Origin of the sequence: Neptuniibacter marinus, from assembly GCF_965223595.1 — a bacterium.
Lineage (GTDB): Bacteria > Pseudomonadota > Gammaproteobacteria > Pseudomonadales > Balneatricaceae > Neptuniibacter > Neptuniibacter marinus.
The window spans coordinates 3,356,371-3,370,155 of sequence record NZ_OZ245004.1 but is presented as its reverse complement, the minus strand read 5'-3'; the positions used below and the strand labels follow the sequence as shown (position 1 = coordinate 3,370,155).

General features: G+C 42.4%; 12 protein-coding genes. 10 read left to right on the top strand and 2 right to left on the bottom strand.

Annotated features, from left to right (window positions below):
* Nucleotides 1-13: 13 nt before the first annotated feature.
* Nucleotides 14-2,710: a [protein-PII] uridylyltransferase gene (locus ACOQOE_RS15905; protein ID WP_420554449.1), complete on the bottom strand. Its 2,697-nt coding sequence runs from the start codon at nucleotides 2,708-2,710 to the stop codon at nucleotides 14-16.
* 47 nt (nucleotides 2,711-2,757) lie between these two features.
* Complete coding sequence (map, locus tag ACOQOE_RS15900) at nucleotides 2,758-3,528, bottom strand: type I methionyl aminopeptidase (RefSeq protein ID WP_067866204.1); 771 nt, start codon at nucleotides 3,526-3,528, stop codon at nucleotides 2,758-2,760.
* Nucleotides 3,529-3,772: 244 nt separating this feature from the next.
* Here map and rpsB point away from each other — a divergent pair, with 244 nt between their 5' ends.
* The 10 genes from rpsB to lpxD all read left to right on the top strand — a co-directional run bounded on the left by rpsB (nucleotide 3,773) and on the right by lpxD (nucleotide 13,785).
* The gene (gene rpsB, locus ACOQOE_RS15895) at nucleotides 3,773-4,513 is read left to right on the top strand and encodes a 30S ribosomal protein S2 (protein ID WP_067866207.1); all 741 of its coding nucleotides are present in this window, start codon (nucleotides 3,773-3,775) and stop codon (nucleotides 4,511-4,513) included.
* A 111-nt stretch (nucleotides 4,514-4,624) separates the two neighbouring features.
* Complete coding sequence (tsf, locus tag ACOQOE_RS15890) at nucleotides 4,625-5,485, top strand: translation elongation factor Ts (RefSeq protein ID WP_420554448.1); 861 nt, start codon at nucleotides 4,625-4,627, stop codon at nucleotides 5,483-5,485.
* A gap of 97 nt (nucleotides 5,486-5,582) precedes the next feature.
* The gene (gene pyrH / locus ACOQOE_RS15885) at nucleotides 5,583-6,341 is read left to right on the top strand and encodes a UMP kinase (protein ID WP_067866211.1); all 759 of its coding nucleotides are present in this window, start codon (nucleotides 5,583-5,585) and stop codon (nucleotides 6,339-6,341) included.
* Nucleotides 6,331-6,888: a ribosome recycling factor gene (gene frr / locus ACOQOE_RS15880; RefSeq protein ID WP_067866214.1), complete on the top strand. Its 558-nt coding sequence runs from the start codon at nucleotides 6,331-6,333 to the stop codon at nucleotides 6,886-6,888. Before pyrH ends, frr begins: the two co-directional genes overlap by 11 nt.
* A gap of 40 nt (nucleotides 6,889-6,928) precedes the next feature.
* On the top strand, nucleotides 6,929-7,690 hold the full coding sequence (gene uppS / locus ACOQOE_RS15875; RefSeq protein ID WP_067866216.1) for a polyprenyl diphosphate synthase: 762 nt from the start codon (nucleotides 6,929-6,931) through the stop codon (nucleotides 7,688-7,690).
* Complete coding sequence (locus ACOQOE_RS15870) at nucleotides 7,683-8,495, top strand: phosphatidate cytidylyltransferase (RefSeq protein WP_420554447.1); 813 nt, start codon at nucleotides 7,683-7,685, stop codon at nucleotides 8,493-8,495. The genes uppS and ACOQOE_RS15870 overlap by 8 nt, the downstream gene beginning before the upstream one ends.
* A gap of 1 nt (nucleotide 8,496) precedes the next feature.
* On the top strand, nucleotides 8,497-9,858 hold the full coding sequence (rseP, locus tag ACOQOE_RS15865; protein WP_067866219.1) for an RIP metalloprotease RseP: 1,362 nt from the start codon (nucleotides 8,497-8,499) through the stop codon (nucleotides 9,856-9,858).
* A 48-nt stretch (nucleotides 9,859-9,906) separates the two neighbouring features.
* Entirely contained in the window at nucleotides 9,907-12,225 is a 2,319-nt protein-coding gene (gene bamA, locus ACOQOE_RS15860; protein WP_420554446.1) for an outer membrane protein assembly factor BamA, read from the top strand.
* Nucleotides 12,226-12,235: 10 nt separating this feature from the next.
* A complete protein-coding gene (locus ACOQOE_RS15855) occupies nucleotides 12,236-12,733 on the top strand; it encodes an OmpH family outer membrane protein (RefSeq protein ID WP_067866224.1) in 498 nt (165 codons plus the stop codon).
* A 14-nt stretch (nucleotides 12,734-12,747) separates the two neighbouring features.
* Nucleotides 12,748-13,785: a UDP-3-O-(3-hydroxymyristoyl)glucosamine N-acyltransferase gene (gene lpxD / locus ACOQOE_RS15850; protein WP_067866226.1), complete on the top strand. Its 1,038-nt coding sequence runs from the start codon at nucleotides 12,748-12,750 to the stop codon at nucleotides 13,783-13,785.

Here is a 13,785-nt window from a genome sequence, read left to right as displayed (position 1 = left end):
TCTCTCACCCTTATTATTCATGCTGGATAGTTTCATCTAATTGATGACATATATCTTCTTGCAGCTTTTGGCACACATTGGGATCCGAAAGCGGGGTTCCTTCTTCATCAGTGATAAAAAAGAAATCCTCTACTTTTTCGCCGACACTTGTAATTCGGGCCTTTCGAACCGAGAGATTATGTTCGGCGAAAATGCCACCTATACGTGCTAAAAGGCCAGGCCTGTCGGGCGTGATAACTTCTAAAACAGTCTGCTGGGAAATTGAGTCGTTACTTAAATATACTTGTGTAGGTGTGGCAAAGAGTTTCATTTGGCGAGGTACACGCCGTTGGATAATCTCTGGGTAATCATCCGGGTCATCGAGCTCCTCAATAAGACGTTCTTTGATTCTGGAGAGATGATCAGGGTTTTCTGATAGAGGGGTGTTGTCGTCCGATAAGACTGTGTAGGTATTTAGCACCTCTCCACCGTCAGTCACTATGATTCTAGCGTCTTGAATGTTTAGGTGAAGCTGATCCATTGTTGCAACAGTGGCCGCAAAGAGATTCTTGAAATCTTCGCTGTAGATAAAGATCTCAGTTGCTCCCTCAAATGCACGGTGTGATGTTTGTCTTATTAGAACGAGAGGTTCGTGGGGTCTATCATGTTCAATAATTGCCTTTGTGTGCTCGGCAATGCTCTGTGATGTTTCCCGGAGAAAATAATCATCTCCAATAGATTCCCATAGCTCTTTAAATGCGTCTGCCTCCACTCCTTGGCGTTTGAGAATAACCAGTGCTTCGTTTTGTATCTGTTCAATACGGTCTTCTTTGTTTATTGGGTTTTCTAAGCCGCGTCTTAATGCGCGTTTAGTATCTGTGTAAAGCTTGCGCATTAAGGTTGCGCGCCAGCTATTCCAAAGCGTCTGGTTTGTGGCGTTAATATCGGCAATAGTTAATACATAAAGGTAATCTAAGTGGACAACGTCACAGACTTGTTTAGCGAACCGATGGATGACTTCTGGATCTGATATGTCTTTTCGTTGTGCTGTCATTGACATTAGCAGGTGGTTTCTGACTAACCAAGCAACAAGGTGGCTGTCCCATTTTCCTAAATGGTGCTTTTCGCAAAAAGACAGTGCATCTTCTGCTCCTAAGTCGGAATGGTCACCACCTCGGCCTTTTGCTATGTCGTGGAAAAGTGCTGCAATATAGAGAAGTTCAACCTTGGGAAGGTGGTTGACTATTCGATGAGCTATAGGGAACTCCTCTCGTGCATCGTTGTGCCTAAATTGTCTACAGTTTTGGATGACCTTCATGGTATGTGCATCCACGGTATAAATATGAAATAGGTCGTGCTGCATCTGACCTATGATTTTACCGAATGCAGGTAAGTATCGTCCTAATATCCCATAACGGGTCATGAGTTTGAGCTGAGTAGAGACGCGTTCAGGAGAGCGCATCAATTCCATAAATAGACTGGTGTTGCGTATATCGTTTCTGAAGTCGTCATCTACTCGATGGCGATTGGCGCGTATAAGTCGGATTGTAGATGCCCTAACGCCTGCTATGTTTTCGTTTTGCGCGAGTAATACAAACAATTCCATTAATGCAAAAGGGTGGTGTTCGAAAACTTTGTCGTAGGTAACTTCTATGAAATCGTTGTGTATTTGGAAGCGATTGTTTAGTGGTTTGATAACCTGTTCTTCGTCAGCACGCAGGATCGCTTCATCGAAATGTTGTAGAAGTAAGCCGTTAAAAACCGACATTGCCATTGCTATGCGGTAGTACTTACTCATAAATTGTTCAACAGCTAGTTTCCCATCTTTATCTTGGTAGCCAAAGAAGTCAGCTAGCTCGCGTTGGTGATCAAATAAAAGACGGTCTTCACGCCGTTTGCACAGCATATGGAGGGCGTATCTGACTGACCATAGATAGAGTTCACCTTTGTTTAAAATATCGAGTTCTGATTCGGTTAGAAAGCCATCTTCTACTAAGTCACGAATATATGTAGAGCCAAAATGCCGTTTAGCAACCCACCCGATGGTTTGTAGGTCGCGTAAGCCGCCTGGAGAGTTTTTGAGGTTAGGTTCTAAGTTATATTCTGTGTTGTTTGTTTTCGAATGACGGTCTTTCTGTTCTTTTGATTTGGCAAGGAAAAACTCTTTATCGGTCCAAGCGCCTTCAGAGGTGACTTTGTCGTACATCTCTGAGTGTAAACCGTCATTGCCGATCAGTGTTCTAGACTCAATGAGGTTGGTTGCGATGGTGATGTCATTTTGAGCTTCGTTGTAGCATTCGCTCAGTGTTCGGACGCTAGAACCTATATCTAAGTTTATATCCCAGAGAAACGTTAAAAAGCCACTGATTGAGTCGTGATGTTCTTCTGGGTTTAGTTTGTCGCTTAACAGTATAAGTAGATCGATATCGGAATGAGGGTGGAGTTCTCCGCGACCATAACCTCCAACAGCAATCAGTGCGATCTGGTTTTCAGGCCATTCGAACTGCTCCCAGGCTGTTTGTAGAATGCGATCAATCTCCCAGGCGCGCCCATAGACAAGTTTTCTAATGTCTTCGCCAGCTTTGAAGCGCTCGTCAAGGTTTTGATTAATCTCTTTTAGTGCGTCTTTATAAACAGGAATTTGGGATGTTGCTGAAGCGAGTTTGTTTTTGAAATCGCTGAGATTAATAATCTCTGTTTCGGCAAGCTGCTGTTGTAAAGTAATTGGCATTACATACGACCTTTTATTGAATGCGGCACTAATTTTATAGGTATAGATTAAATTGTATCATCAGGTCTGAGTGTTAAGACTTCATAACCATCTGCCGTCACCAATATGGTGTGCTCCCATTGTGCGGAAAGGCGACGATCAGATGTTTCCACTGTCCAACCATCTTTCTTTGAAAGCTTAACTTGGCGTTTGCCCGCGTTGATCATTGGTTCAATAGTGAAGATCATCCCTTCTTCTAAAATATCGCCGGTGTCAGGTTTACCATAATGCAATACCTGAGGTTCTTCGTGGAACTCAGCGCCTATGCCGTGTCCGCAGTATTCGCGTACAACAGTATAGTGGTTTTGCTCAGCATAGGTTTGTATGGTGTGACCAATATCACCTAAGCGAGCACCTGGTTTGACCAATCTAATCCCTCTATACATGCATTCTAATGTTACATCGACCAGTCTACGTGCATGTGGAAGCTCTTTGCCAACAAAAAACATTTTGCTTGTATCGCCATGATAGCCGTCCTTAATAACTGTAATATCAATATTGATAATATCGTTGTTTTTAAGGGGTTTGTTGTTGGGGATGCCGTGGCAGACGACATGGTTTACAGATGTGCAGATTGATTTTGGGAAGCCATGATAATTGAGTGGTGCGGGAATGGCTTGCTGTTCGTTGACAATATAGTCGTGACAGATTTGATTGAGTTCTTCGGTGGTGACGCCGACTTTAACAAAAGGTTCTATCATGACTAAAACATCGGCAGCTAAGCGGCCTGCGATGCGCATTTTTTCGATCTCTTCTGGGGTTTTAATCTTGATGCTCATAGCTGCCGAAGTATCCTTTTAATTCTTGTGAGTACTGTATGTAAAAAATATCTGGATGGGGATTGTATCAATCAACGGAGGTTAAAAGAAATAAGCTTTATCTCTATAGGTAGTTATGGTATAAATCCGCGCTCAATTTGCATAAGCAAAAATATCACACACGTGCCGACACAATATTCAGGGTGCCTTCGGGTTGAATGTTGGGGTTCGTGGAGGTCTAACCCAAAACATTTAGGAAAAAATAATGGCTAAAACTACTATGCGTGACCTGCTTAAAGCAGGCGTTCACTTCGGTCACCAGACTCGTTACTGGAATCCGAAAATGTCAAAATTCATTTTTGGCGCTCGTAACAAAATCCATATCATCAACCTTGAGCACACACTTCCTGCTCTTAATGGTGCATTGGATAGCATCCAGAATATGGCATCTAACAAAAATAAAGTTCTTTTTGTTGGTACTAAACGTGCAGCAAGCAAAATCATTAAAGAAGAAGCTAGCCGTGCATCTATGCCATACGTTAACCACCGTTGGTTAGGTGGTATGCTGACTAACTACAAGACTATTCGTCAGTCTATCCGTCGTCTTCGTGACCTAGAATCACAGAGCCAAGACGGTACGTTTGAAAAGCTAACTAAAAAAGAAGCTTTGATGCGTCAGCGTGAAATGGAAAAGCTAGAGCGTTCTATCGGTGGTATTAAAGAGATGGGCGGTTTGCCTGATGCTCTTTTTGTAATCGATGTTGATCATGAGCGTATCGCTGTAAATGAAGCAAACAAGCTAGGTATCCCTGTTATCGGTGTTGTTGATACTAACAGTAACCCTGATGGTATTGACGTTATTATTCCTGGTAACGATGATGCGTTGCGCGCTATTCAGATTTACGTTAAGTCTGCTGCTGATGCATGCCTTGAAGGTTCAGGTGCTGGCGCTGGCGACAAAAACGAATTCGTAGAAGTTGAAGAGACGCCAGCTGCGGCTGAGTAATCAGACTGTAAACACAGTTAATTATTCTCTTTGATGACTTAAAGAGGGGGCTTGGCCCCCTTTTTTGGATTTTTTGATTAATCCACGGCTATTTAATTAGGGGTATCGATAATGGCGAAGATTTCCGCTGCAATGGTTAAAGATCTGCGTGACCGTACTGGTCTAGGCATGATGGAATGTAAAAAAGCGCTTCAGGGCACTGATGGCGATGTAGATAAAGCGATCGAAGAACTACGTAAAGCGTCTGGCATGAAAGCAGCTAAAAAAGCGGGCCGTACGGCAGCTGAAGGTGTTGTTTTAGTTAAAGTTGCTGATGACAATAATTATGCAGTTGCGGTAGAAGTTAACTCTGAAACTGACTTTGCTGCGCGTGATGAAGGTTTTCTAGCGTTTTCAAATGTTGTGCTTGATAAAGCGTTTGCTTCTAAAGAAACTAATGTTGAAGCGTTGATGGCTGGTGAATTGACGGATGCACGTGATGCGTTGGTTCAGAAAATTGGTGAGAACATCGGTGTACGTCGTGTCTTCTTAGTTGAAGGTGGTGTTGTTGCTGCTTATGTACATAGTAATAATAAGATTGCTGCAGTTGTTCAGCTTGAAGGCGGTAACGCTGAAACGGCTAAAGATATTGCTATGCATGTTACTGCGGTTAATCCTCAGGTTGTAAGTAAAGAAGATATGCCTGAAGATGTCGTAGCTAAAGAGAAAGAGATCATTCTTGCTCAGCCAGATATGGCGAGTAAGCCAGCAGAAATTGCTGAGAAAATGGTTGTAGGTCGTATTAATAAATTCTTGGCTGAGAATAGCTTGGTAGAGCAAGCATTCGTTAAAAATCCTGAACTTAAAGTAGGTCAGGTTGCTAAAGATGCCGGTGCGACTGTTAAATCTTTTACTCGCGTAGAAGTGGGTGAAGGTATTGAAGTTGAAGATGTGGATTTTGCTGCTGAAGTTGCTGCTCAATTGAACGGCTAACTTGCTGTAAAACCTTCCGATTGCGCATGTTCTGCATGCGCAATCCTCCCTTTTCCTGATACACTATCCTGATCTCAATTTCTGCGGAGATAGACGGATGCCATCTACCGAAAAACGGTCCAAATATAAACGTATTCTGCTCAAGTTGAGCGGCGAAGCCCTAATGGGCGAAGAAAGCTTTGGTATTGATTCCAATGTCCTCAATCGAATGGCGCTTGAAATCGGCCAGTTGGTTGGAATAGGTGTGCAAGTGGGTATGGTGATTGGTGGCGGGAATTTATTCCGCGGTGCCGCACTTAATGCTGCTGGCTTAGATCGAGTTACCGGTGATCACATGGGAATGTTAGCTACGGTTATGAATGCATTAGCTATGCGCGATGCTTTAGAACGTAGCAATATTAATACACGTGTTATGTCTGCAATTCCTATGAGTGGTGTCGTTGATCATTATGATCGTCGTAATGCGATACGTTACTTGAATCAGGGTGATGTAGTTATTTTTGCCGCTGGCACAGGTAACCCATTTTTCACTACAGATTCTGCCGCTTGTTTGCGTGGTATAGAAATTGATGCAGATGTTGTTTTAAAAGCGACAAAAGTTGATGGTGTATATACTGCCGATCCAGTTAAAGATCCAACGGCGCGCCGATACCTTCATCTAAATTATGATGAAGTTCTGGAGCAACAGTTGGGTGTGATGGATCTGACGGCGATATGTTTAACGCGCGATCATGATATGCCTGTTCGTGTATTTAATATGAATAAATCAGGTGCTTTGGCCAACCTAGTTGTAGGTGGTAATGAAGGCACATTGATTGATTGCAGTGAAACGGTTGGAGAAAAATATGCTGAATGAAATTACTCAGGATGCTTCCGAACGCATGCAGAAGAGCTTAGATGCTCTAGTAAATAATTTTAAAAAGATTCGTACCGGCCGCGCGCATCCAAGTATTTTGGAAGGTGTGCAGGTTTCTTATTACGGATCTGATGTGCCTTTAAGTCAGGTTGCTAATATCTCTGTTGAAGATGGCAGAACATTGTCTATTGTGCCTTGGGAAAAACCTATGGTACCTGTGATTGAAAAAGCAATTATGACATCAAACTTAGGGCTCAATCCTGCAACGGCTGGTGAAAATATCCGTGTTCCTATGCCGCCTTTGACAGAGGAAACACGCAAAGGTTACATAAAGCAGGCTCGTTCAGAAGCTGAGAATGCGCGTGTCTCTGTACGTAATATTCGCCGTGATGCTAATGGTGACTTGAAGGATCTTCTGAAAGAGAAGGAGATTACTGAGGATGATCAGCGCCGTGGTGAAGATCAGATTCAGAAGATTACGGATAAGTATGTTGCTGAAGTGGATGCACTTTTGGAGCAGAAAGAAAAAGATCTAATGGAAATTTGATCGTAGCAGCGGTGCTGTAAAGTGCCGCTGAACTTATGTCATGAAATCTACTAATAGCCCGTCTAGTCTAGCTGCGAAAACGCCGCGACATATTGCCATTATAATGGATGGTAATAATCGCTGGGCGAAAGAACGGCGCCTACCAGGTCTTGCCGGGCATAAAGCTGGTGTTGACTGCGTCCGTTCCACTATCGAAGGCTGTATTGAGTCTGGAGTGGAAGTGTTGACGCTTTTTGCGTTTAGTTCTGAAAATTGGAAACGACCTCCCCTTGAAGTTAAAGGGCTAATGGAGTTGTTTAAATTAGCTCTAGATCGCGAAGCTAGACGATTACTGAAAAACAATATTCGTTTACGAGTGATAGGGGATAAGTCTGCTTTTAGTGCTTCTCTACAGAAAAAAATTGAGAAAGTTGAAGTGTTGACTGAAAAATGTACAGGCCTTCAGCTAAATATTGCAGCAAACTACGGTGGTCGCTGGGATATAGTCAATGCCGCTCAACAAGTCGCTGAACAGTGTGTGCAAAATAAAATATCGCCTGCTGATATTACTGAAGAGTTATTGTCCGCAGCGGTAACGCTTGATGAATTACCTGAGCCTGACCTTTGTATTCGCACAGGTGGTGAAAAGCGCATAAGTAATTTTCTTATTTGGCAATTCGCATATACCGAACTTTATTTCTCTGATGCTTATTGGCCTGATTTCGATAAATCTCACCTATTGGCTGCTATTGATGATTTTGGTCGTCGGCAGCGTCGTTTTGGGCGTACCAGTGAGCAAGTAGAGGCTGAGATGAATGCTTAAACAGCGCATAATTACGGCGATGGTTCTTGCGCCTCTGGCGTTGTTTGGTGTTTTTGGTCTTCCTTTCTCTTTCTTTGTCTTTTTAATGGATGCGGTTATATTGTTGGCTGCATGGGAATGGGCTAATCTTGCTGGTTTTCAGAAGGGTCGGGTGAAAGTAGCCTATGTGTGCCTTGTGGCTGTCGTTGTAGGTTTGTGCCACTATCAATATCAGACTATAGATGCCTTTTATGTTTTTTTTCTTGCTATTGTCTTTTGGTTTATTGCGCTCTTTTGGGTGTATAGATTTCCGCGTGTATCTAGTTGGGGCTCAGTCTTAGCTCGAGGTCTGATTGGTTTTATTGTCCTTCTGCCTTGTTGGTTTGCGTTTGTTGAAATGAAGTCCGTAGAGCAGGGTGATCAGTTGATTTTTTTACTGTTATTGCTTGTCTGGGGAGCGGATGTCGGTGCTTATTTTGCGGGCAAGCGTTTTGGTCGCACAAAATTAGCGCCCAGTGTGAGCCCTGGAAAGACACGTGAGGGTTTGTATGGAGGTTTAGTTGCATGTTTTGCTGTTGCGGTTATTTATAGTTTTATTGCTGGGGCGGCATCAGTCAGTATCTTTCCTTTAGTTATTATGGCGCTACTGACGGGGTTGATTTCAGTCTTAGGTGATCTTTTTGAGAGTATGCTAAAGCGTCATCGAGGCATTAAAGATAGTAGTCAATTGTTGCCTGGGCATGGGGGTGTGTTGGATCGTATTGATAGCATTACCGCCGCTTCGCCACTGTTTATATTAGGAATGCAGTATTGGGTGCTTGTGTAATATGGAATTTCTGCATACTGTTTTTATCACCATTCTCACCTTAGGTATTTTAGTTACTATTCATGAATGGGGACATTTTTATGTTGCGCGTAGGTGCGGCATTAAGGTCTTAAAGTTTTCAATCGGTTTTGGTAAGGCTTTATATACTTGGCGTGATAGGCAGGGCACTGAATTTGCTATTGCTGCTATCCCGTTGGGTGGTTATGTGAAAATGCTAGATGAGGGAGAGGCTGAGGTTGCTCCTGAACAGTTAGATCAAGCGTTTAATCGTAAACCGGTCTTGCAGCGGATGGCTGTTGTGGCTGCGGGTCCTGCAGTTAATCTTATCTTTGCTGTTCTGGCTTATTGGTTTATGTATCAATCGGGTGTTTCTACCGTCGTACCTGTGGTGGGTACGCTGATTGAAGGCTCTATTGCGGATACAGCTAATATACCTGCGAATAGCGAAATTTTATCTGTTGATGGTGATGAAACCCTATCTTGGGATGAAGTAAATTTAAAGCTGGCTTCTCGTGTTGGTGAAAGTGGCTCTTTGGTGCTTACTGTAAGGCCCGTTGATAAAGTGAATGTCGTACCTGAAGAGTATGTTATAGATCTGAAACAGTGGCATATTGACCTTGAAAATGAGTCGCCATTAACTGCGTTAGGTTTGGTCCCTTGGCGACCAGAGGTGCCGGCAATTATTGGTCGTTTAGTTGAGGATGGGCGAGCTAAAGCTGCAGGGCTTCAACTAGGAGACAAGGTAGTAAGTGTAAATGCAGATGTAGTTGATGATTGGTATGCTTTAGTTGATGTGGTGAGAGCGAGCCCTAATACGCAGTTAACGCTTCAAGTGCAGCGTGGTGTGGAATTGCGCGAACTGGTTTTATCTCCTGCGCTTAAAGTAGATCAAGCGGGTGGTTCTTATGGTTATATAGGAGCGGCTGCACAGCCTGTAGATTGGCCGCAAGAGTATAAGCGTGAGCTGCATTATGGTTTTTTTGATGCTCTGATTAAGGCATTTAACAAAACTTTACAGATGATTTCTTTGACCCTTGATTCTATCTGGAAGATGATTGAAGGGGTAATATCTGTAAAAAACTTGAGTGGTCCTATAACCATTGCTAAAGTGGCCAGTGCTTCTGCAGCCTCTGGCTTAGAATCCTATGTGAGTTTTTTAGCTTACCTGAGTATTAGCTTAGGTATATTGAATTTATTGCCGATTCCTGTTTTGGATGGCGGGCACCTTCTTTACTACACAGTTGAGTTGTTGAGAGGGAAGCCAGTCAGTGAACGAGTTCAATTTTTAGGATTGAAGATAGGGATGGCAATGCTGTTAACGCTTATGTTAGTAGCTCTGTTTAACGACTTTATGCGGTTGTGATATTAAGTTACAGTCGGTTTTATTTTTATAATGGATAAGAAGTACTTCATGAAACGCGCCATTGGACTTCTGGTTACGCTTTTTCTTTGGGCCTCATTGGCTCAAGCAAACACATCATCTTTCGTGGTTGAAGATATTCGCTTGGAGGGATTACAGCGAGTATCACCAGGTATAGTTTTTAGGAACTTTCCGATTACAGCAGGGGATCAGGTTGATTCTTTGGTTTTAGCGGACGCTTCACGGAAACTGTTTGAGTCTGGTTATTTTGATGATATTGAATTGTTACGTGATGACTCTGTCCTGATTTTACAGCTTCAGGAGAGACCCTCAGTCAGTTTGATTCGATTAGATGGTAACAAAGTTCTTGAATCTGATGCGTTGTTAGATGGTCTTAAGCAGACTGGATTGCAAGAGGGTGATGTTTTTAAACGTTCCACCTTGGAGCAGATTAAGCAGGATATTGTTCGAGTATACTCATCACAAGGGCGTTATGGTGCAAACGTTGAAACTGATGTTGAAACGTTACCGGGTAATCGTGTTGCTCTAAACATAAATATTAAAGAGGGACAGGTTGCGACGATTCAGCATATAAATATTGTGGGTAACAGTGTTTATACTGATGAAGAGTTAACGGACCTATTTTCCTTGAAACTCCCTAATTTTTGGTCTTTCTTTAAAAAGGACGATCGTTATGCGAGACAAAAACTGTCTGCTGATATCGAACGTCTTCGCTCTTATTATCTCGATAGCGGTTATGTGAACTTTTCTATTGATTCGACACAAGTTTCAATTACACCTGATAAAAAGCATGTCTATATAACCGTTAATGTCACTGAAGGCGAAAAATACACCGTTCGTGATGTAGATATTGCGGGTGAGATGGTTGTGCCGGAAGCTGAATTGAAGAAAGTGATTCGTGTTGAGAAAGGTCAGACTTTTTCTAGACGTTTAATTACTGAGTCACAAGAAGCATTGAGTAATAAAATTGGCGATGTAGGTTACATGTTTGCCAACGTATCTCCTGCACCTGAGTTACATGATGATAATACTGTTACCGTGAAGTTTTTCCTTGATCCGGGTAAGCGTACCTATGTGCGTAGGATTGCTATCAGAGGTAACACGCGTACGGCAGATGATGTTATTCGTCAGCACTTAAAACAGATGGAAGCGGCGGTAGCATCGAACGAGTTGATTGAACAATCTAAGCTGCGATTAGAAAAAACAGGATATTTTAAGGCTGTTAGTGTCGAAACTATCCCTGTTCCAGGGAGTACAGACCTTGTCGATGTGCAGTATTCAGTTGAAGAGCAACAATCAGGTTCCTTCTCTGCAAGTTTAGGTTTCTCCCAAACCTCAGGTATCATTCTGGGCTTCCAGCTGCAGCAAGATAACTTCTTAGGTACAGGTAAGAAAGTCGGTATAGGTATCTCTAATAGTGATACTTTAACGGAATATTCATATAGTTTTGTTGATCCGTACTATACGGTAGATGGCGTAAGCCGAGGCTTTAACCTTTACTACCGTGAACGAGACTTTGACGAAGATAATACGAGTGCATTCTCTACCGATGAGATTGGCGGTGGTGTTAACTTTGGTTATCCGATTGATGATTATCAGCGTTTGAATTTTGGCCTAAATGTTGAGCAGGTCACTATCAATACAAATTCTTCTGAAACGCCAGATGAGATTAATCAGTATCTTCTGGATGAAGGAAATGATTATTTTAATATGAACTTCACGGGTTCGTGGAGTAGTAACCATCTTAATAGGGGTTATTTCCCAACTAAAGGTTATTCCCAAAGTGCATCTCTTGAAGTCAGTATCCCTGGGAGCGATTTAAGCTATTACAAGGCGTTGTATAATGCTAAATGGTATCGCCCTCTAACTGAAGATCGTAATTGGGTGCTCTCAATGAAGGGGCGTCTCGGTTACGGTGGTGAATTGGGCGATAATGAATATCCGTTTTACAAGCACTTTTATGCAGGTGGTTTAAAGACAGTTAGGGGTTACGAGCAAAATACCTTAGGTCCACGTGATACAAACGATGACCCGTTTGGTGGTGATGTACTCATTACAGGTGGGGTTGAGCTTATTTTCCCAATGCCGTTTGTAAAAGATAAGTCATCATGGCGTACGCTGTTCTTTGTGGATGCAGGTAATGTTTTTGATACAAGTTGTTCATCAGTTGCATTATCAGGTAATTGTGAAGATGGGGTGAAGTTGGATGAACTTCGTTATTCAGCAGGTATAGGTCTTAGTTGGCTAACTCCTATTGGTCCGCTATCTGTTGCTCTAGCGACACAGTTAAATGATAAGGCTGGGGATGATACTGAAGTGTTCCAGTTTGCATTAGGTCAAACCTTCTAAGGGATAAGATATGAATTATAAATCGTTGTTAGGCTTTATTTTGGTTGCAGGCATGAGCTTTTCTGTGCATGCAGAGAAAATAGCAGTATTAGGCGTACAGCAGGCGCTGTTAGCTTCTTCAGCGGCTGCGGATTTCCGAGGAAAGCTGAAAAGTGAATTTTCTAAAGAAGAAAAGTCGCTGTTAGATTTAGAAAAGCAAGTTAAGGCTGCTCGAGATAAAGTTACAAAGAATAAAGACCTTGCTTCTGCGGAAGAACTGAAAAAAATGAAAATACAGTTTCAAAAAGTATTTGCTCAGTATCAGCGTAATGGTCAAGCCTTACAGCAAAAGCGGATGGAGCGTGAACAAGCGTTTATTCAGGAGATGCGTCCTAAACTTGATAAAGTGATTCGTGAGCTAATTGAAAAAGAAGGCTATGATGTGGTTTTAGCAAAACAGGCAACGCTTTTTGCAAAGAAAGAGGTTGATATAACGCCGCGTGTTGTTGAACTTTTAAATAAGCAATAGGCTTATATGGGTTCATGAAAAATCATCATTACACGCTTAGTGATATTGCGACGTTTCTTTCGGCAGAGTTTGTTGGTAATGCTGATTATAAATTGAGCTCAGTATCTACATTGCAATCGGCGTCGTCGACTCAACTCTCTTTTATAGCAAATAATCGCTATCAGAAGTATTTGCGTACGACCCAGGCTGGCGCAGTTATTCTGTCGCCAGCAGATCTTGAAAGCTATTCAGGCAATGCTATTTTAGTTGATGACCCTTATTTGGCTTACGCTAAAATAAGTCACCTGTTTTCTTCAGCTCAAAAATTATCACAAGAGATATCACCTTCTGCATATGTTCATCCTACGGCTGTTGTGAGTAAAACTGCCTCTGTGGCTGCCGGAGCTCATATAGGCCCCAGCTGTACAATTGGTGATAATGCTACTGTCGGTGTTAATTCAGTTGTAGGTGCAGGATCAAGTGTTGCAGATAATACTGTGATCAATGCTAATGTGACGATCTACCATAATGTGAAAATAGGCGCTAACTGCCTAATTCATAGCGGTGTAGTTTTGGGGGCGGATGGATTCGGGTTTGCTAAAGATGGTGATAACTGGGTGAAAATCGCTCAGTTAGGTGGTGTCAGCATAGGTGATAATGTTGAAATCGGTGCGGGTACAACCATTGATCGTGGTGCTTTAGATGATACTGTTATCGAAGATGGTGTGATTTTAGATAATCAGATTCAAATCGCTCATAATGTTACAATTGGCAAAAATAGTGCGTTAGCCGCTTGTACTGCAGTGGCTGGTAGCACTAAAATTGGCGCCCAGTGCACAATTGCTGGAGCTTGTGGAATTACAGGTCATTTGACGATTGCTGATGGCTCACACATTACTGCAATGTCGCTTATTACAAAATCCATATTGAAGCCGGGTGTATATTCATCAGGTACGGGAATGTTACCGAATAAAATGTGGAAAAAAAATGTTGTTCGTTTTCGACAGCTGGATCAAATGGCGCGTCGAATTAAGTCTATTGAAGACGAGATTATTGAGATTAAGGGTTCGTAA